The organism is Geobacillus sp. WSUCF-018B (assembly GCF_002809985.1).
Lineage (GTDB): Bacteria > Bacillota > Bacilli > Bacillales > Anoxybacillaceae > Geobacillus > Geobacillus thermophilus.
Window position 1 is genome coordinate 21,039 of the sequence record NZ_PIJF01000030.1, and the last position, 17,369, is coordinate 38,407.

Consider the following 17,369-nt stretch of genomic DNA (forward strand, 5'->3'; position numbering starts at 1 on the left):
AAACGGGAAGTTTCTTCCCCCTCATGGCGCCGGCGGCAGCCATTCAACGGCCGGCAGCCGGATATGGTTGGCGATGCCGGCGATCTCAGCAAATGACGCCAAAAACTGCTCATACTCGCGCGATGCGTCAAGCAACTGCCGCAGCGCCCGTTCCTGCCTCGCCTGCTCTTCGCGGTCCGCCGTCGTATAATACGCCTCGATGCATTCAAAATACGGAAGCGGAAACAGCAGGCGCGCATAAACCAGCCGCCAGGCAAACGACGACAGCGGCGCCAAATGCCCGTAATCTTGGAAGAACTGCCGCACTGCCCGTTGACAGCCTAGCCCGCGCTTGTGGTACAAATGGCGCACCCATTCCGCCAAATCGCGGGCGCAATGGTCGTACACCCAATCGAGCGGCAGCTTCGCCTCCGTTCCTTCGACCCAGCCGGCTTGCGGCAGGCGCTCATGGCAAAACGCCGCATAATCGACGCGCAGCGGTTCGTCGTCGAGCTCTGTGTCAGCCACATATTGCACGGCGTTTTCCGCCAATCCTAAATAGTACGGGAACGATTCAAGAAACAGGCGGTCAAACGGCGATGCCGGCCCCGCTGCCATCATGTTCGCCCAAAACGCCTCCATTTGGTCGATTCGCTTCGCCCACAGTTCGCGCCATTGGCCGATGCGCCGGCAGGATGTGATCGGCAGCGGGCAAGAGCGCCCGTATTCATGCATGAGCGCCAGTTCGCGGCCGAGCGAACGAAGGCGGGCGGCCGGAAGCGGCGCGCGGAGGAGGACGAACGGCTGGCCTTGGCAGGGGGCAATATACGTCCCATGTTTCGTTTTGACCAGCTCCCCGACGCCGTCCACCCCTTTCGCCCGCAAATAGCGGCTCATTTGCTGACGCTCTTCCAGCTCCGCCTCGCTCCGCCCATCCGCCGGCACGATGAGAAACCGCTCTTGTTTATGCCAAACGACCGTAGACGCTCCCCGCTGTTCCATCCGTCCGACGCGCATGTCATATTGCTCATATACCCATGTTTCCATGGCCGCTCCTCCTTTGTCTTTTTGGCTTGCATTCTTCCTCCCTCCATGTCGTCGCCGCCCCGATGCCGCCCGGACGGGAACGGACTTTTGCGCGCTGATTCCCGGGCCCATAGCCGCGGCAAGGGCGGCTATTGTTTATATATGACAGCAGGCGTCAAAAAAACCGATGAGCATTTTTCTTTATACGAAGGATACATTCATGGCATGATAACGTATATATAACAAACAACTTTTTCAAAAGAATGGGTGACAAACCATGACCAAACCGGATATGAACAACCTTGAACAAACCGCCCGCCGATGGCTCGAGGAGCGGGGGGTGACGGTGGAAAAAATTGCGGAGCTTGTTTATTATTTGCAATCGAAATACCATCCGGATTTAACGATGGACGAATGCATCGAAAACGTCAACCGCGTCATCTCGAAACGCGAAGTGCAAAACGCGATTTTGACCGGCATCCAGCTCGACAAGCTCGCCGAGGACGGTCGGCTTGACGAGCCGCTGCAATCCATCATCCGCCGCGATGAAGGGTTGTACGGGGTGGACGAAATTTTGGCCCTTTCGATCGTCAACGTGTACGGATCGATCGGGTTTACGAACTACGGTTATATCGACAAACAAAAACCGGGCATTTTGCAATATTTAAATGACAAATCAACCGGCAAATGCAACACGTTTTTGGACGACATCGTCGGCGCCATCGCCGCGGCGGCATCCAGCCGCCTCGCGCATCGAGCCGCCAACGCCGAGTGAGCGGCGGCGCGAAGCATCCATGCAAAAGACGAAATAGCAGCACCCCACAAGCCAAACACGATTTGTTGGTTCGCATCGATGGCTTTGTTGCTGCACCCGGTCATGAGAAAGGGTGCCCCGAGCCTTTCGGGACACCCCTCTTGCTTTACAGGCGCTCCATCCATTCGCGGAGCGAATCAGCCGTATAGGTCGGCTGCCGTTCGTAGCGGGCGAGCATCTCTTTCGTCGTGACGCCCGTATGGACGAGCAGCGTATCGATGCCCGCGTTCATGCCGGCTAAAATATCCGTCTCGTAATAGTCGCCGATCATCAACACATCTTCCTTTGGAACGCCAAGCACCTTAAGCGCCTGCTCCATAATGATGTTTTCCGGCTTGCCGATAAACGTTGGCTTCACTTGCGTCGAAACGGCGACAACGGACGTGATGGCGCCGTTGCCCGGCAGCAGCCCGCGCTCGGTCGGCAAGGCGATGTCGCCGTTTGTCGAAATGAACATCGCCCCGTTGCGGACAGCAAGGCACGCGATGGCAAGCTTCTCATACGTCAGCTGGCGGTCGATGCCGATGACCACCACGTCTGCGTCCTCCCCAGCAAAGCGGAACCCTTTTTCCGCCAACGCGGTGCGGATTCCTTCCTCGCCGATGACATAAACGGACGCGTCCGGCTTTCGCTCAAAAATGTAGTTCGCCGTCGCCTGGCTTGTTGTGAAGACGTGCCTCTCTTCCGCCGGCACGCCGAATGAGCGCAATTTTTCCGCCACTTGCGCCGGCGTGCGCGACGAGTTGTTCGTGACAAACAAATACGGGAGGCTGCGGCGGTGCAGCTCGTTCACAAACTCGCGCGCCTCGGCGATGCATTCTGCGCCGCGGTACATTGTCCCGTCCAAGTCAATCAAATAGCCTTTGTATCGTTTCAACGGTTGTCGGTCTCCTTTCCGTCCATCGATTCGCTGCCAAACGCCGACACCGGGCCGAGCTCGCTTTCCAAGTAATGGCGCACCGCCTTCGGGTACGCCTCAAGCGCCGGCAGCTGTTCGTTCAAATCCGCGAGCAGTTTCGCGTGATCGACGTTCGTATAGTTTTGGACGAGCGCTTTCCGGTGGGCAATGAACGCTTTCAGCCGCTCGCCGTCCTCAGCCGAAATCACCTGCTCGTCAGCCAAAATGTCAATAATGTCGTTATAGCTCCCCGGGTCGCGCATAATAAAGCCGTCAATCATCGCGTTGCCGACATCGAGCACCGCCTCGATGAGGATATGAGCGATCCGCTCGAGCGCCAGCCGCTCAAGCGCGCCGTCCCAGTGGCGCTGCGCTTTGTAGTGCGCCATCAGTTGCTCCATGCAGCGAAGCCGCTCTTCCAATTTATTTCGGTCGACAAAATACATGGCTCGTCCTCCTTTTTTCTTCCCCGCCTTCCTCCCTTTTTCGTCGTTCGTCTGCTATGATGGACATAGGCGAAAAATAAAGGGAGGAATGGAGATGAGTGAACGGTTTTACTTATACGATGATACGGTCGAGGCAGCGGTCCGGTTCGTCAGCTTTGTCGGCGAGCGGCAGCGGTTCGATTTGGCGTTGATTGAAACTGACCGCTTTTATGGGAAATATTTGGTGCTGGATTTGCAAAGCAACCGGTTTGCCATTCTTGGCCGCGACGATTTGGAGGAGCCGGGCTATATCGAACGCGCCTATGCACTCAGCGAACAAGACGCCGACGAGCTGCGCGCCTTTTTGGACGAATGCCTTTCATAACCTTCCTCGGTTTTGGGCATCTTATGAAACACCCCGGCAGCAAGGAAGGTGAGACGAATGGCGGAACGGGAACAATATGCCGACTTTTCCGTCGTCGAAAAACAGCGCAACTTTTTAACCGCCGAAGAATTCCCGGAAGGTCCGTACGGCTCGCCGCGCCGCGATGACGCCCTGGTCGAGAACAAAAGCACGCCGTGGAAGGAAGGGCAGCGCCATTACAGCGCCTTCAACTATGAGTTTAAATCGTTCCACCAAAACATTCCAAGGCGCGATCCGGCCTCCCATCCGCCGCACGACGACCCGCGCCAAAGCGAGCAGTTTCCATACAACGAAGGCGAATGACGTGCGGCCGCCCGGCAGCGGGCGGCTGCCGCCTTTACCGCTTCACCTTGCGCAACACAAAATAGGCGCACCCAAAATTGCAATATTCATACAAATACTCGGACAGCGTGCTGATTTTCGTATCATACGTCGCCTTTTGGTTATGGTCATCGAAAAACCCGCGCAGGCGAAGCTGATTGTATCCCCAATCGCCGACAATGTAGTCGTACTTCCCTAAAATATCCGCGTATCGGGCGCGAAATGCCTCTTCGTTAAACGCGTTTTTGACGTTTTCAACCAGTTCATAACAATGGTTGTTAATGCAAATCACCGCTCTCACCTCGCCTTTCCACTTTCATCATAAACGATGCACCGCACCCAATCAATTACTGTTATCAAACAGCGAACCGCGTGCCACCCTAAAAGCGAGGGGGGTGCTGACGATGAACCGATGTTGGATCGTCGCCGCGTTCGGAACGGCGATCGCCCTGGCCGGCTGCGCGCAGACGGCGCAGGACGAAAACACCGACGTCTACAAACGGAGCGGCAATACGATCAATGTGACCGACCGCAATGAGCTGTACAACGAAAACGGGGTGCCAAACGGCGATGACACGCCGATGAACAACTTCGGCTACGTTCGCCATCAAAAAAGCCCGATCCTCGGCGATGCAAACGGCTATAACGACATGCCGTCGTTCAACCGCGAGCAAGCCGCCGATTTAATCAGCAAACTGTGCACGCAGCTGCCGGGCGTCAACGACGTCGCCACGCTCGTCACCGATGAAGAGGTGCTTGTCGTCTATGGCGCCGACACAAAAAATCGGCAGCAAACCGCCGACCAAGTGAAAAAGACAGCACTGTCCGTCGTTCCCCGTTACTACCATGTGTATATCGCTGACAATCCGCAGCTGATGAAAGACATTGAGCGCTTCGGGCGCCTTGATTCGAACGCGCGCAATATCGACCAAATTCTCGATGCCACGATTCAGCGGATGTTGAAATATCCGCAAGGGAAAAAGCTGAGCGACGGGGAAAATGAAAACGGCGAAATGATCAACGAGACAAACGACCACCTCGACCGCGACTTCCGCGACGGCACGCCGCGGCCGACGCCGGCCGGACGGTAGCGAAAGAAAACGGTCTGCCTGTTTCTTAAAGAGGCACGACCGTTTCTTTTTTCCGACAACAAAAGCCGCTAGTCAAAGTGTTTGCCGCCTGGGCGCGATGCCCGCATCTCCCCTCGCAGGCTGTTTGGCGGCAGCGAGGGGGGCAGACGCCGGCTTTGACTCCGCAAGCCCGGGCGCTTGCCATCTTCACGCCTTCAGCTGCCGCGCTTTCGCCGCTTCGTTCACCTGCTCGTCGGCATGGTACGACGAACGGACGAGCGGACCGGCCTCGCAATGGCTGAACCCTTTGCTCAGCGCGATTTCTTTCAGCTCTTGGAATTCGTCCGGATGGTAATATTTGACGACTTTCAAATGTTTTTTCGTCGGCTGCAAATATTGGCCGATCGTCAAAATGTCGACATGGTTGGCGCGCAAATCGTCCATCGCTTCGATAATTTCCTCTTTCGTTTCCCCAAGGCCGACCATGATGCTCGATTTCGTCGGAATGTCCGGCTGCAGTTCTTTCGCGCGCCGCAAAAACTCAAGCGAGCGTTCATACGTCGCCCGGGCGCGCACTCTCGGCGTCAGACGGCGCACCGTTTCGATGTTATGGTTTAAAATATCGGGACGGGCGTCCATCAGCGTTTTTAAGTTTTCATACACGCCGCCCATATCCGATGGCAGCACTTCAATCGTCGTAAACGGATTTTTCCGGCGGATGGCACGCACCGTTTCCGCAAACACCGCCGCCCCGCCGTCTTTGAGGTCATCGCGGGCGACGGCCGTGACGACGACGTGTTTTAAATTCATGATGCGCACCGACTCGGCGACGCGTTCCGGCTCTTGCCAGTCAAGCTCGGTCGGGAGCCCGGTTTTGACGGCGCAAAAGCGGCAGGCGCGCGTGCAGACGCTGCCCAAAATCATAAACGTCGCCGTCCGCCTTACCGCCCAGCACTCATGAATGTTCGGGCACTTCGCCTCTTCGCACACAGTATGTAAACGGTTTTCCCGCATCAACTTCTTCAATCCGATATAATGTTCATTCGTGTTCAGTTTAATCTTCAGCCAGTCCGGCTTGCGGACATGTTCTTCGTTTGTTGCCATCGTTCTCACTCCACTTGTCGAGGATTGTTTCATTTTCATTATAAATGAAAAACGCGAAAAAACACAAAAAAATAAGCCGCTTTCCTCTTTTTAACATTTATGAATCGCCTGTTTCTCCCCAAACTAAACATATGAAATGGGCGAAAAGGGGGGATTCCACGTGCAGCGATGGTTTGTCGCCCTATGGGTGGCGACGGTGTTGTTCATAGCGGCCAGCGCGGCTTCCGCGGCGGAAAACGACGACGCAGTATACGAACAGCGCATGGAGCTGTATAAAAAAGCGGAGGCGGTTTCGCTCATTCCATGGTATTACTTTGCCGCCATCGACCAGTATGAACGGAACATCCGGCAAGCGCGCCGCGACTTGCCAAAACCAACCGGCGTCCTCGGCATTTATATGAAACCGGACGTATGGGCCGGACCGCTGAACAAAAATCCGCACGATACGAACCCATTTACGATTTCCCAGTTTGGCGGGCTCGGTGTGGACGGAGACGGGGACGGCAAGGCGCGGGCGGATGATGACGACGACGTCATCATGGCCATGGCGCGCTATTTGCAGACATACGGCATCGATCATCGCCATATTAAAATCGCGCTTTGGAACTATTACCAGCGCTCCAAAACGGTGGATTTGATTTTAGGAAAAGTGAAGATTTACAAAAAATACAAGACATTGAAACTGGATGACCATGTCTTTCCGCTCCCGTTGCGGGCGAATTACAGCTACCGCGACACGTGGGGCGATGCGCGCGGCTGGGGCGGGCGCCGCATTCATGAAGGAACCGACATTTTCGCCGGCTACGGCGTGCCGGTCCGCTCGACGTGCTATGGCATTGTCGAACTGAAAGGATGGAATAAATACGGCGGCTGGCGCGTCGGCATCCGCGACATCAACAACACGTACCATTATTTTGCCCATTTGAACGGCTTTGCCGCCGGGCTTCGCGAAGGGCAAATCGTCGAGCCGGGCACGATCATCGGCTCGGTCGGCAGCTCCGGCTACGGGCCGCCGGGCACCGCTGGAAAGTTCCCGCCCCACCTCCATTACGGCATGTACAAAGACAACGGCTATACGGAGTGGGCGTTTGACCCGTATCCGCACTTGAAAGCGTGGGAGCGGGCCGAGCGGCAGCAACAGCGGCGCCGCTAGCAGCGGCGGCTGGACAAAAAAAGAGGCCGATGTCGGCCTCTTTTCGTCTTTCTGCTTTCGTTAATGCCCGCCCAAATACGCCTGTTTCACTTGCTCGCTCGCCTGCAGCTCGCTCGCCGCCCCCGACAGGACGACGCGCCCGGATTCGATGACGTAGGCGCGGTGGGCGATGGAGAGCGCCATGTGAGCGTTTTGTTCGACAAGCAAAATCGTCGTCCCCGATTCGTTGATTTCCTGAATGATGCGGAAAATCGTTTTGACCAAAAGCGGCGCGAGCCCCATCGACGGTTCGTCAAGCAAGAGCAGCTTCGGGCGCGCCATGAGCGCACGGCCGATGGCGAGCATCTGCTGCTCGCCGCCTGAGAGCGTGCCGGCCAGCTGCTTGCGCCGCTCCTCGAGGCGCGGGAACAGCTGAAAGACTTTGGCAAAGTCTTGTTGAATGCCGTCTTTGTCTTTACGCAAAAACGCGCCAAGCTCCAAGTTTTCCTCGACCGTCATATTGGCGAACACGCGCCGCCCTTCCGGCACGTGGGAAATGCCGTGCTTGACGATCGTTTGCGCCGCCTTGCCGGCGATCGAAGCCCCTTCGTAGACGATGTCGCCGCTTTTCGGCTTCAACAAGCCGGAGATCGTTTTTAGCAGCGTCGTTTTGCCGGCGCCGTTTGCGCCGATCAGCGTGACGATCTCGCCTTTGTTCACCTCAAGCGATACCCCTTTTAAGGCATGAATGTTGCCGTAAAACACATCGATTGCCTCCACTTTCAACACGTCACGACACCTCCTCGCCAAGGTAAGCCTCGATCACTTTCGGGTTGCTGCGCACTTGTTCCGGCGTGCCGTGGGCGATCAGCTGGCCGTGGTCCAACACGTAAATGCGCTCACAAATGCCCATCACAAGCGACATATCGTGTTCGATCAACAAAATCGTCAACGCAAACCGTTCACGGATAAACGCGATCAAGTTCATCAATTCTTTCGTTTCTTGCGGGTTCATGCCGGCGGCCGGCTCGTCAAGCAAAAGCACTTTTGGCTGCGCCGCCAGCGCCCGGGCGATCTCAAGCCGGCGCTGCTGGCCGTACGGCAAGTTTTTCGCTTTCTCGTGCATGACGCCGTCAAGCTGGAAAATTTTTAAAAAATCGATCGCCTTTTCTTCCATTTCCTTTTCCCCGCGGAAATGGGACGGGAGGCGGAGAATGGAGCTCGCGATCGAATGGCGGGCGTGCGCATGGTAGGCGACTTTCACGTTGTCGAGCACCGACAGCTCGCCGAACAGGCGAATGTTTTGAAACGTCCGGCTGATCCCTTTGCGCGTAATTTTATACGGCGGCAGTCCGTTCAACGTCTCGCCGTCAAGCATAATCCGCCCGTCAGTCGGCACATACACGCCCGTCAACAAGTTAAACAGCGTCGTTTTCCCCGCGCCGTTCGGGCCGATGAGCCCGACAAGCTCCCCTTGATATAGCTCCATCGTCACACCGGAGAGCGCCTTGAGCCCGCCAAACTGGATGCCGACGTTTTCTGCTTTAAGCAACGGTGTTTTTGCCGCCATGATTCATTCCTCCCTGCGCTGCCTTCCGCCATTTGAAGAGCGAAGATAGTTCTTTCGTCCCCATCAACCCGGTTGGACGGTACAGCATCACCAAAATCAAGACGATGCTGTAAATGATCATCCGCGTTTCCGGATAGTTTTGCAAGAACGTCGAAACGATCGTCAGCAACACCGCGGCCACCACCGCGCCGGATAGGCTGCCGAGCCCGCCGAGCACGACGAAAATCAAAATGTCGAACGATTTCAGGAAGCCAAAGTTCGATGGCTGAATGATGTAAAAATGGTGCGCATACAGCGCTCCGGCGATGCCGGCGAAAAACGAACCGATCACAAACGCCGCCACTTTGTAATACGTCGTGTTGATCCCCATGGCATCGGCGGCGATTTCATCTTCGCGGATCGAGATGCACGCCCGTCCGTGCGTCGAGTTCGTGAAGTTGGCGATCACCAAAATGGTGGCAAACAGGCAGGCGAACACCCACGGCCATGTCGTCATATGCGTCACCGTCATGCCGCTCGCCCCGCCGACGTAATCGATGTTCAAGAGCGCGATGCGGACAATTTCGCCAAAGCCGAGCGTGGCGATCGCCAAATAATCGCCTTTTAAACGCAAGCTCGGCACGCCGATGATGAGGCCGGCGAGCGCCGCCGCCACCCCGGCGGCCAGAACGCCGGCCGCAAACGGCAGCTGCAGCTTCATCGTCATAATCGCGGAGGCATAGGCGCCAACGGCGAAAAAACCGGCATGGCCAATGGAAAATTGTCCGGTGATCCCGATAATTAAATGAAGGCTGACGGCCAAAATGACATTAATCGCCATAAAAAAGAGGGTATTCACATAAAAGATGTTTAACGTTCCGCTTGCAATCAGCCACTCGACAACAACGAAAAAGGCGAAGGCCAGTATGACGGAAACCCAAAATCCACGCGTCCGCTTCCAAGTTGCCATTGTTCCCTACCATCCTTTACACTTTTTCTCGTACGTTCTTACCAAACAATCCGGCCGGCCGGAAAATGAGGATGAGAATTAAAATGACAAACGCCGCTCCGTCGCGCCAAAGCGAGTAGCCGAGCCCGCTGACGAGCGATTCGATGACGCCAAGCAAAAGCCCCCCGACCATCGCTCCCGGAATGATGCCGATTCCGCCCAACACGGCAGCGACAAACGCCTTCAATCCAGGAAGAATGCCCATCAATGGATCAATTTTCGTGTAATAGATGCCAAAAATGACGCCTGCCGCCCCCGCGAGCGCCGAACCGATGGCGAACGTGGCCGAAATCGTATTGTCGACGTTGATTCCCATTAACCGGGCCGCTTCCGCATCATGAGAAACCGCACGCATCGCCTTCCCGATTTTTGTCCGGTGAACAATGAACTGAAGAAGGACCATCAAAACGAGGGACGTGCCGAGGATGAACAGCGACTGGCTGCTGATGACAACGCCAAACAGCTCCAAGTTCCGATCTGACAGCAACGTGCTCGGATACGCTTCCGGCTGCGCCCCGCGCAAATAAATGGTGACGTACTCGATCAAAAGCGATACGCCGATCGCTGTAATGAGCACAGCAATGCGCGTCGCGTTGCGCAGCGGCTTGTACGCAATCCGCTCAATGACTACCCCGAGCACGGCGCAGGCGGCCATCGCCAACAACAGCGCTGGGAAAAAACCGACGCCGAGCATCGTCACAGCGTAAAAACCGACGAATGAACCAATCATAAAGACGTCGCCATGGGCGAAGTTAATGAGCCGGACGATGCCATACACCATCGTATAGCCAAGCGCGATGAGCGCATAAATGCTGCCTAGCGAAATGCCGTTCACTAGCTGTTGAATGAGTTCCATGATTGCACGCTCCTTAACGAAAACTCGTTCCATGTCCAAACGAAAGGCCGGACAGGGACGCCCCCACGGGAGCGCCCCCTCCCCGCCCTGTGAGCCTCATTACGGATTGACTTTTGTTTTAAATTGCTGCTGCCCGTCTTTGTATTCCAAAATAATGGCCGATTTGATAGGATTGTGGTTTTGATCGACCGTAAATGTTCCCGTGACAAGCTGCAAATCTTTCGTTTGCGCCAGCGCGTCTTTAATTTTCACCGGATCGGCGCTGCCAGCCCGTTTGATGGCATCCGCCAAGAAGTATGCCGTATCGTAGCCAAGGGCGTTAAAGGCGTCCGGCGCTTTATTGTATTTCGCTTGGAACGCTTTGACAAATTCTTGAATTTTCGGGTCCGGGTCGCCCGACGAATAATGGTTCGTAATGTACGTATTGTTCAACGCGTCTTTGCCGGCAAGCTCAATCAGTTTTGGCGAATCCCAGCCGTCGCCGCCCATGATCGGGACGTTCAACCCAAGCTCGCGCGCTTGTTTGACGATCAAACCGACTTCTTCATAGTAGCCCGGCAAGAATAAAAATTCCGGATTGGCCGATTTAATGCTCGTCAGCGTGGCGCGGAAGTCGGTGTCTTTCGCCACATACGCTTCTTCGGCGACAATTTGGCCGCCGCCGGCTGTAAATGTTTCTTTAAATGACGCCGCCAGCCCTTTCGAGTAATCGCTCGCGCTGTCGATCAAAACAGCCGCCTTTTTTACTTTCAAGTCGTTCAGCGCAAATTTGGCCGCCACCGTTCCTTGGAACGGGTCGATAAAGCACGTCCGGAAGACGAACTCGTTCACTTTGCCATCTTTGACGGTCACCGTTTCGCTCGTCCCAGACGGTGTAATAATCGGAACTTTATTGTCATTGGCAATTTGCACTTGAGCGAGCGTGTTCGTGCTCGTCGCCGACCCGATAATGGCAGCGACTTTATCTTGACTGATCAGCTTGATGGCGCCGTTTGTCGCTTCGGTCGCTTCCGATTTGTTGTCGACTTTGACCAACTCCAACTTTTTGCCGTTGATTCCTTCTTTGTTGATTTCCTCAAACGCCAGCTCTACTCCTTCGGCGATCGACTGTCCATACGAAGCGACGCCGCCGGAGAGCTCAAGGTTGGCGCCGATTTTAATGACATCGCCGCCTCCTCCGCCACCGTTTCCGCCTGAAGAACTGCCGCTTTGTTGGTTGCCGCCGCAGCCGGCCAAAAGACCTGCCGTCAGCATCAATGAGAAAAAGACACCTGCTGTTCTTTTTTTCTTCATTTCTTGTTCCCCCTATTATTCAAAATGTTCTGTCACCGATGTGCGCCTAGCGGCATTCTACGAATCAAGCGCCGTTCCCATGCGCACGATCATCATGTGTTGAAAGGCGGCCGCGTCCAAAACCGGCCCTTCTTGTTTCCTGTCCCTTTGCCTCGGCTCCCACATCCCCTCTAGACCTTATGTAAATAATAAAACTATTTTCAATTTAATATAATATTACAAAATTTACAGCGGATCGTCTAGCTCTTTTCTTTTTGAAAACAAAAAAGCTCGTTCGCTCCCCGTCGTGGAGAGCAGGCGAGCCTGGAAAAAGACGCCGGATCGACGCTTTCGTTGTATAACGTTTCCATGTTTCCGGCAAAACCATTTTCTGAACTAGCGCTTCGGAAGCGGAACCGACGGGCCGAGCGAGCCGCCGTTTTTGTTGTAAAACTGCGGCACTTCTCCTGGAATGAAGCGCATCACGACCGGAATATCTTCTTTGACCGTCGTCAGCTTGGACGCAAACGGAATGACGACTTGGATGTCGACTTCAACGTGAACGTCGATCTCAATAAAAAAGCTGTTAATGTCATAGGCGCGAATTTCCTTGATCACTTCCGAATCGACATTGCCGACGATTTGGAACTGCACCGGAACGCGCGGGCCGAGATTGGCGAGCAGCACGTTGTTCGTCACTTGGCCGAGCGGGATATAGTAAATGATCCCGCGGCTGTCTCCTTGGCCGGATTCGACCTCAGGCAGCACCATCCGTTCGATCCGTCCTTCTGTCGCCGCCTTTAAACTCGCCATCACATGGTCATCTATTTCTTCCAAAATGCGGTTGATCGCCTCGGCGTTAAAATCGACGGACACGATTCTCCCGCTGTTGTCTTGCTGGACAGTCACGAGCTCCTGGAATTTCGAATTTTCTTCTTCAAATTGTTTCTCAAGAGCGTTATTGATAATCAAATTGGCGATCCGCTTCGTTTCCGTTTCGGCAATTTCCATCAGCACCGGCTCAATGCCTTTATTCACGATCCAAAGCCCGGCCGCTGTGGAAAACATAAAAAAAACGAACGTCAATAAAAACACGTAGCGGAACGGAAGCGGCCCTCTCCGCACAAATCGGGGGCGCAGCAAAATGAAATCCCTCCTTTACAAGCTATATGTATGCTTGCAAGGAGGGATTTTTTCACCGCATTTTCAACAGCGCGTCTTTTCCTTTCATTCCCCGTTTGATGCCAAGCTCCTCGGCGGCGACTGTCACCGATTCGAGCGGCGCCTCAAGCAGCTGCTCGATCGTGCGCACCCCGACCGCCCTTCCGGCGACAATGCCGCGGTCGCGCAGCTTTTCGTTCAATAGCGCCACATCGAGCGCCCCGCACATGATGTACCCTTTTTCACTCGCCACCGCCAACAAATTCGTTTTCGGCAGCTGGACGGACACCGCGACAAACGGATGTCCCTCAATGATAATCGGCTTGACTTCCACCATCGCCGCAGTCACTCTCCTTTCCATACTCCAATGTATGAAGCATGGAAAAAGAAGTGCCTGCCTATTGGGCCAATTTCCAGGCGAGAAGATCGCGCAAAAACTCCGGCATATAGTACGTTTTCTCCGCCGCCCGCTGAATTTGCGGGTAAAAATGACCAATGGCAAACATGTCGGTCGTCGCCACGTCATAGGTGCGCTCCGGCTCGAGCGGCTCGCCGTTGATTCGAATGGCGCGGATATGCCAGGCGCCGTCTTCTTCCAGCTCCGTTTCGATCTCGACGCCGTCGTACACCATTTCCCCCATCACTTCGCCGCGGAAGCCAAACCCTTTAAAACGCAAATGCTTCATCCGTTCCGTATTGGCCTCAAGGATAATCTCTTTGAGCTCCGCGCCGCGCAGCTTCACCTTGCACGGGTTGAGCGGATGCGGGCAAATGCGATGCAAATCTTTTTTCGTCACCGGTCCTCTCGCAAGCGGTTCAAGCAGCACCCCGGCGTTCACCATCCCGATGTCCGCCTGGCACCATTCGCGCAGCGCAGACGCAAGCAAACGGGCAAGCGGCGACGGAGCGAACCAGTCAAGCGGCAAGTCATCATGGAGCACAGCGACTTGTTCCGCTTCAAGCCGCGCCAAACTTTTCTGTTCAAGGGAGCGAAGGCGGCACGCCACTTCTTCGGAAAACGGCATCACACCAGCATCCACCACCTTCGCAGACGCCCGCCCAAGACGTCGCCCTTCCACTTCCAGCTTAACGACGCCGACATATTGTCCGTATTTCCCAGCCGCGCAAAGAAGCGCACCGTTTACTTCCTTGCCTTCTGGAAACACATGGTGGGTATGAGCGCCCAACACAATATCCACGCCCGGAATCGTCGCAGCGATTTTTTCATCTTCATTCACCCCAAGATGGGATAAGACGACGACGCAATCAGCTTTTCGTTTCACTTCCTCCACCGCTGCGGCCAACAAATCAAACGGTGGGGCAATTTTCCAGCCAAGCAACTCGTAAAAATGGGAAAACGGGGCGGTGGCACCGACTACGCCGATGCGGAACGTCTCTGTCGCCGGGATGACGACATACGGAAGCGCCCAATGCGGCCGCTCGCCGTTGCGGCGGAACAAATTGGCGACCACAACCGGAAACCGAGCCCGCTCGTACAGCGTATCAAGCTCGTCGTAATCAAGCGTGATTCCTTCATTGTTGCCGATCGTCACCGCATCATAGCCGAGATCATTCAACAAATCCACATTCGCTTTTCCGCGCGTCGCCTCGGTAATCGGGTGCACGCGATCGAGAAAATCGCCGACGTCAAACAACAGCATCGCCTCGTTGCGAGCGCGATGTTCCCGTCTCCGTTCCGACAAAAAGCGGGCGATTTGCGGCCAATGTTCAAAATGGCTGTGCACGTCGTTCGTATGATAAATGTAGATAGTTTGCTTCAAAACGCGCGCCCCTCCTTCCATTACGCCAAACTTCCCCATACAAGCCGGGCCCCGAGCAGCACAAGCACTAGCCGCAGCACGACGACAAGCGTCCGGCTTGGCATCCGCTTATTGATCCACGCCCCTGTTTTCGCGCCGATCCACACCCCGGGAATGAGGGCAAGGGCAAACGGCCATTGCACGTTTCCCATCGCGACATGGGTGAGCGAACCGATGAGGGAGGACAGGAAAATCATCAACATCGACGTCGCCACCGCCACATGGGGCGGAAAGCGAAACAGCACGATCATCGCCGGCACCATGAGCGAGCCGCCGCCAATGCCAAACAGCCCGCCGAAAAAGCCGACCACAAACGCGATGGCGACCGCCATGAGCGGTTGATAGCCGTATGTGAACACCTCGCCGTTTCGGTCCGTGTACGTTCGCACAACACGCCGTCGCCACCATGGCGCCGGCCGCACCTGCTCCGCCGCTGTTCGTTCGGCCCCGTTTTCTTTCGCCGCCGCCGTCTCGTCAGCCGAACGCTTCGTTTTCTTTTGACTCAGCGACAAAAAGAGCGACATGGCGATTAAAAACAGCCCAAAATACAATGAAAAATGAGCGGCGCTCAGCGTATTGTTCACCCAAGCGCCGATGACCGCCCCGGGAACGCTGCCAAGGCAAAAGAGCAAGCCGCTTTGATAGTCGACCATTTTGTCTTTCATATACGACAATGTGGACGATAAGCCATTGAAAATAATGACGACAAGCGACGTGCCGACCGCCACTTGCGGCGTCACCGCCGACAGCCAGCCGAGCGCGCCGAAAAACAAAAGCGCCGGCACGATGATCACCCCGCCGCCAAGGCCGGCCAAACTGCCAAGCGATCCCGCGATAAAGCCGATCAAAACAAGCAACGCATACGCCATCCTCCATCCCCCTCTTCCCCGCTTCAAAACAAACCAAGCTGCCGCGGCGCAAGGCCCGTGTATTCAATGCCAAGCAAATCGATCAATTGTTTGGCGTTGTCAGCGGCGTCGCCGCCGGAGTTGTTGTTGAACAGCACGTAAATCTGTTTTGTTTTTTGCTTTAATGTCTCGATATGGCGCGCCCATTCGCGCAGCTCGCGCTCATTGTATCGATACAAGTAGCGGACCGCCCGCCAGTTCTCGCCGGCCGTCGCCCTGTTCCAGCCGTGCACGCTGCGCCCGTGCAGGCGGATGAGCGTCTTTTCCCGGTCGGTCGGATGCAACACCGTCGGCACCGACCCTTCCCCCGCCTGCGGCTCGTCGCAAATGCTGTGAATCCAGCCTTCTTCTTCCATGAAGCGCAGCGTTTTGTCATAAAAGCGCGGCGAAAACCACGATTGGTGCCGAAATTCGAGCGCCGCCGGCACCTCCCCCATCCGCGCTTTCACCCAGCGCAAGTACTCCACATGCTCGCGCCGGCAGTCAAACCACGGCGGAAACTGAAACAGCACCATCGCCAGCTTCCCCGCTTCCTGAAACGGCGCGATCGAGTCCAAAAACGCGGCAAACATCGCTTCCTTGCTTTCATACGGAATCGGGCCGCGCTCATGCCCAGTCATCCCTTGGTACGCCTTCACAATAAACTGAAACGACGGTGGCGTCTCGCGAATCCACTTTTCCACGTTCGAACGCGGCTGAATAGCGTAAAAGTACGAATCGACCTCGACCGTCGGAAAATGGGCCGCATATTCCGGCAGTTTGTCCTTCGCAGCAAGACCTGGCGGATACAAACTGTCATGATCCCCCCAACCAGTCAGTCCAATATAAATCATGGCCATCACCAGTTTATTCAGCTTTCAGATATTTTAACTATACCATAAGCAGGTCGGCCATGAAATCAAAACGACTATTGGCACGTTGCTCTAAGGGGAAATGGCCTGCGACGCGGCAAGCAACGTTATTCTTGCGTCAAGTAATTGAAATGTTTATCCGTGATATAGGTGAGATCAATATCAAAATTCATCTTATCTAAGATCGGTTGAATGTACTCGATTAAATGTGTGCCAACCCCAAAATAATCAGGGAACTTCGTAATATAAAACGAATGATTATTATCACAATCGGGCTTATGTTCAACTAACCCTTCGATGACCTCAAGGATTCGGTCCACCATATGTTGTTCTAATGTTTTCTCTGAAATGATGACCGTGTGGATATAATTCTCCGCGCCTTCAAATGAATCCTCATCCTCGATTCCCTTTAAAATGGGAAAATCATCGAAAACACTAGGTCTCCTGTAATCCAAAATCAATAACATACAAACCGTTTCACCATCTTGGTCATCTAAACGAAACAACTCCAGATCTCGCAACTTCAACATTCTGATCAATTTCCACATTCCTATCATCTCTTTCACGTTCCACTCTCTTTTTCATCGTTATATTTTCAAAATAATGAAACATCACCAATCCGATTATAGATCATAACAAAATATTCATAAAGGTTCATCACCAAATTTTGTGATTTAGTGACAAAAAAGAGAAAGCACTGACGAGATCCTGGCCATAATGTTAGCGGTGAAATCAACATTAAGGAGGTCT

Annotated in this window: 21 protein-coding genes; 5 read left to right on the forward strand and 16 right to left on the reverse strand. The window is 54.7% G+C overall.

All coding sequences use genetic code 11. The annotated features are described in order from the left end of the window. Window positions 1-21: 21 nt before the first annotated feature. Window positions 22-1,026, reverse strand: coding sequence for a spore coat putative kinase YutH (gene yutH / locus CV944_RS10260; RefSeq protein WP_033010395.1), 1,005 nt, complete (start codon window positions 1,024-1,026; stop codon window positions 22-24). A 256-nt stretch (window positions 1,027-1,282) separates the two neighbouring features. Between yutH and CV944_RS10265 the strand changes: the two genes are divergently transcribed. Continuing rightward, the gene (locus CV944_RS10265) at window positions 1,283-1,780 is read left to right on the forward strand and encodes a phosphatidylglycerophosphatase A family protein (RefSeq protein ID WP_033010394.1); all 498 of its coding nucleotides are present in this window, start codon (window positions 1,283-1,285) and stop codon (window positions 1,778-1,780) included. A 145-nt stretch (window positions 1,781-1,925) separates the two neighbouring features. Here the strand turns inward: CV944_RS10265 and CV944_RS10270 are convergent, their stop codons facing one another. Together CV944_RS10270 and CV944_RS10275 are read right to left on the reverse strand one after the other, a co-directional pair. Next, window positions 1,926-2,696 (reverse strand): TIGR01457 family HAD-type hydrolase, encoded by a 771-nt coding sequence (locus tag CV944_RS10270; RefSeq protein WP_100659635.1) that lies wholly within the window; start codon window positions 2,694-2,696, stop codon window positions 1,926-1,928. Further along, window positions 2,693-3,163 carry a DUF86 domain-containing protein gene (locus CV944_RS10275; protein WP_100659636.1) on the reverse strand — a complete coding sequence of 157 codons (471 nt, stop codon included), beginning with the start codon at window positions 3,161-3,163 and terminating at the stop codon, window positions 2,693-2,695. The genes CV944_RS10270 and CV944_RS10275 overlap by 4 nt, the downstream gene beginning before the upstream one ends. Window positions 3,164-3,257: 94 nt before the next feature. Between CV944_RS10275 and CV944_RS10280 the strand changes: the two genes are divergently transcribed. Together CV944_RS10280 and CV944_RS10285 are read left to right on the forward strand one after the other, a co-directional pair. Next, a complete protein-coding gene (locus CV944_RS10280; protein WP_033010391.1) occupies window positions 3,258-3,527 on the forward strand; it encodes a DUF3055 domain-containing protein in 270 nt (89 codons plus the stop codon). Between the two features lie 57 nt (window positions 3,528-3,584). Next, a complete protein-coding gene (locus CV944_RS10285; RefSeq protein WP_033010390.1) occupies window positions 3,585-3,869 on the forward strand; it encodes a hypothetical protein in 285 nt (94 codons plus the stop codon). Window positions 3,870-3,903: 34 nt separating this feature from the next. Here the strand turns inward: CV944_RS10285 and CV944_RS10290 are convergent, their stop codons facing one another. Beyond that, entirely contained in the window at window positions 3,904-4,179 is a 276-nt protein-coding gene (locus tag CV944_RS10290) for a YutD family protein (protein WP_033010389.1), read from the reverse strand. A 112-nt stretch (window positions 4,180-4,291) separates the two neighbouring features. Between CV944_RS10290 and CV944_RS10295 the strand changes: the two genes are divergently transcribed. Then, complete coding sequence (locus CV944_RS10295) at window positions 4,292-4,978, forward strand: YhcN/YlaJ family sporulation lipoprotein (RefSeq protein WP_100659637.1); 687 nt, start codon at window positions 4,292-4,294, stop codon at window positions 4,976-4,978. A 186-nt stretch (window positions 4,979-5,164) separates the two neighbouring features. Here CV944_RS10295 and lipA read toward each other — a convergent pair whose 3' ends face one another. Further along, window positions 5,165-6,061 carry a lipoyl synthase gene (gene lipA, locus CV944_RS10300; protein WP_033010386.1) on the reverse strand — a complete coding sequence of 299 codons (897 nt, stop codon included), beginning with the start codon at window positions 6,059-6,061 and terminating at the stop codon, window positions 5,165-5,167. Window positions 6,062-6,197: 136 nt separating this feature from the next. On the opposite strand from lipA, the gene CV944_RS10305 reads away from it, so the two are divergent. After that, a complete protein-coding gene (locus CV944_RS10305) occupies window positions 6,198-7,214 on the forward strand; it encodes a M23 family metallopeptidase (RefSeq protein WP_369806433.1) in 1,017 nt (338 codons plus the stop codon). Between the two features lie 60 nt (window positions 7,215-7,274). On the opposite strand, the gene CV944_RS10310 is transcribed toward CV944_RS10305, so the two are convergent. From CV944_RS10310 to CV944_RS10360, 11 genes are all read right to left on the reverse strand, one after another. Beyond that, window positions 7,275-7,982, reverse strand: a complete 708-nt coding sequence (locus CV944_RS10310) for an ABC transporter ATP-binding protein (RefSeq protein ID WP_100659639.1) — start codon at window positions 7,980-7,982, stop codon at window positions 7,275-7,277. A 1-nt stretch (window position 7,983) separates the two neighbouring features. Next, window positions 7,984-8,763, reverse strand: coding sequence for an ABC transporter ATP-binding protein (locus CV944_RS10315; protein WP_100659640.1), 780 nt, complete (start codon window positions 8,761-8,763; stop codon window positions 7,984-7,986). Further along, entirely contained in the window at window positions 8,738-9,712 is a 975-nt protein-coding gene (locus tag CV944_RS10320) for a branched-chain amino acid ABC transporter permease (protein WP_100659641.1), read from the reverse strand. The genes CV944_RS10315 and CV944_RS10320 overlap by 26 nt, the downstream gene beginning before the upstream one ends. 16 nt (window positions 9,713-9,728) lie before the next feature. Beyond that, on the reverse strand, window positions 9,729-10,607 hold the full coding sequence (locus CV944_RS10325) for a branched-chain amino acid ABC transporter permease (protein WP_100659642.1): 879 nt from the start codon (window positions 10,605-10,607) through the stop codon (window positions 9,729-9,731). A gap of 99 nt (window positions 10,608-10,706) precedes the next feature. Further along, complete coding sequence (locus CV944_RS10330; protein WP_100659643.1) at window positions 10,707-11,900, reverse strand: ABC transporter substrate-binding protein; 1,194 nt, start codon at window positions 11,898-11,900, stop codon at window positions 10,707-10,709. Between the two features lie 375 nt (window positions 11,901-12,275). Then, a complete protein-coding gene (yunB, locus tag CV944_RS10335; RefSeq protein WP_100659644.1) occupies window positions 12,276-13,022 on the reverse strand; it encodes a sporulation protein YunB in 747 nt (248 codons plus the stop codon). Between the two features lie 52 nt (window positions 13,023-13,074). Continuing rightward, window positions 13,075-13,377 (reverse strand): YunC family protein, encoded by a 303-nt coding sequence (locus tag CV944_RS10340; protein WP_044742713.1) that lies wholly within the window; start codon window positions 13,375-13,377, stop codon window positions 13,075-13,077. A 61-nt stretch (window positions 13,378-13,438) separates the two neighbouring features. Further along, window positions 13,439-14,821 carry a bifunctional metallophosphatase/5'-nucleotidase gene (locus tag CV944_RS10345; RefSeq protein WP_063329826.1) on the reverse strand — a complete coding sequence of 461 codons (1,383 nt, stop codon included), beginning with the start codon at window positions 14,819-14,821 and terminating at the stop codon, window positions 13,439-13,441. Between the two features lie 20 nt (window positions 14,822-14,841). Next, window positions 14,842-15,729, reverse strand: coding sequence for a sulfite exporter TauE/SafE family protein (locus CV944_RS10350; protein ID WP_100664133.1), 888 nt, complete (start codon window positions 15,727-15,729; stop codon window positions 14,842-14,844). A gap of 23 nt (window positions 15,730-15,752) precedes the next feature. Beyond that, entirely contained in the window at window positions 15,753-16,601 is an 849-nt protein-coding gene (locus tag CV944_RS10355; protein WP_100664134.1) for a DUF72 domain-containing protein, read from the reverse strand. Between the two features lie 125 nt (window positions 16,602-16,726). Continuing rightward, a complete protein-coding gene (locus CV944_RS10360; protein ID WP_227412625.1) occupies window positions 16,727-17,167 on the reverse strand; it encodes a hypothetical protein in 441 nt (146 codons plus the stop codon). Window positions 17,168-17,369 lie beyond the last annotated feature (202 nt).

Excerpts from the sequence above, each read along its gene's own strand:
- CV944_RS10320 (WP_100659641.1), bottom strand. The coding sequence starts at position 9,712 with ATGGCAACTTGGAAGCGGACGCGTGGATTTTGGGTTTCCGTCATACTG.
- CV944_RS10315 (WP_100659640.1), bottom strand. The coding sequence starts at position 8,763 with ATGGCGGCAAAAACACCGTTGCTTAAAGCAGAAAACGTCGGCATCCAG.
- CV944_RS10295 (WP_100659637.1), top strand. The coding sequence starts at position 4,292 with ATGAACCGATGTTGGATCGTCGCCGCGTTCGGAACGGCGATCGCCCTG.
- CV944_RS10350 (WP_100664133.1), bottom strand. The coding sequence starts at position 15,729 with ATGGCGTATGCGTTGCTTGTTTTGATCGGCTTTATCGCGGGATCGCTT.
- CV944_RS10360 (WP_227412625.1), bottom strand. The coding sequence starts at position 17,167 with ATGTGGAAATTGATCAGAATGTTGAAGTTGCGAGATCTGGAGTTGTTT.
- CV944_RS10305 (WP_369806433.1), top strand. The coding sequence starts at position 6,198 with ATGGGCGAAAAGGGGGGATTCCACGTGCAGCGATGGTTTGTCGCCCTA.
- lipA (WP_033010386.1), bottom strand. The coding sequence starts at position 6,061 with ATGGCAACAAACGAAGAACATGTCCGCAAGCCGGACTGGCTGAAGATT.
- CV944_RS10355 (WP_100664134.1), bottom strand. The coding sequence starts at position 16,601 with ATGATTTATATTGGACTGACTGGTTGGGGGGATCATGACAGTTTGTAT.
- CV944_RS10285 (WP_033010390.1), top strand. The coding sequence starts at position 3,585 with ATGGCGGAACGGGAACAATATGCCGACTTTTCCGTCGTCGAAAAACAG.
- CV944_RS10325 (WP_100659642.1), bottom strand. The coding sequence starts at position 10,607 with ATGGAACTCATTCAACAGCTAGTGAACGGCATTTCGCTAGGCAGCATT.
- yutH (WP_033010395.1), bottom strand. The coding sequence starts at position 1,026 with ATGGAAACATGGGTATATGAGCAATATGACATGCGCGTCGGACGGATG.
- CV944_RS10340 (WP_044742713.1), bottom strand. The coding sequence starts at position 13,377 with ATGGTGGAAGTCAAGCCGATTATCATTGAGGGACATCCGTTTGTCGCG.
- CV944_RS10330 (WP_100659643.1), bottom strand. The coding sequence starts at position 11,900 with ATGAAGAAAAAAAGAACAGCAGGTGTCTTTTTCTCATTGATGCTGACG.
- CV944_RS10275 (WP_100659636.1), bottom strand. The coding sequence starts at position 3,163 with ATGTATTTTGTCGACCGAAATAAATTGGAAGAGCGGCTTCGCTGCATG.
- CV944_RS10280 (WP_033010391.1), top strand. The coding sequence starts at position 3,258 with ATGAGTGAACGGTTTTACTTATACGATGATACGGTCGAGGCAGCGGTC.
- CV944_RS10265 (WP_033010394.1), top strand. The coding sequence starts at position 1,283 with ATGACCAAACCGGATATGAACAACCTTGAACAAACCGCCCGCCGATGG.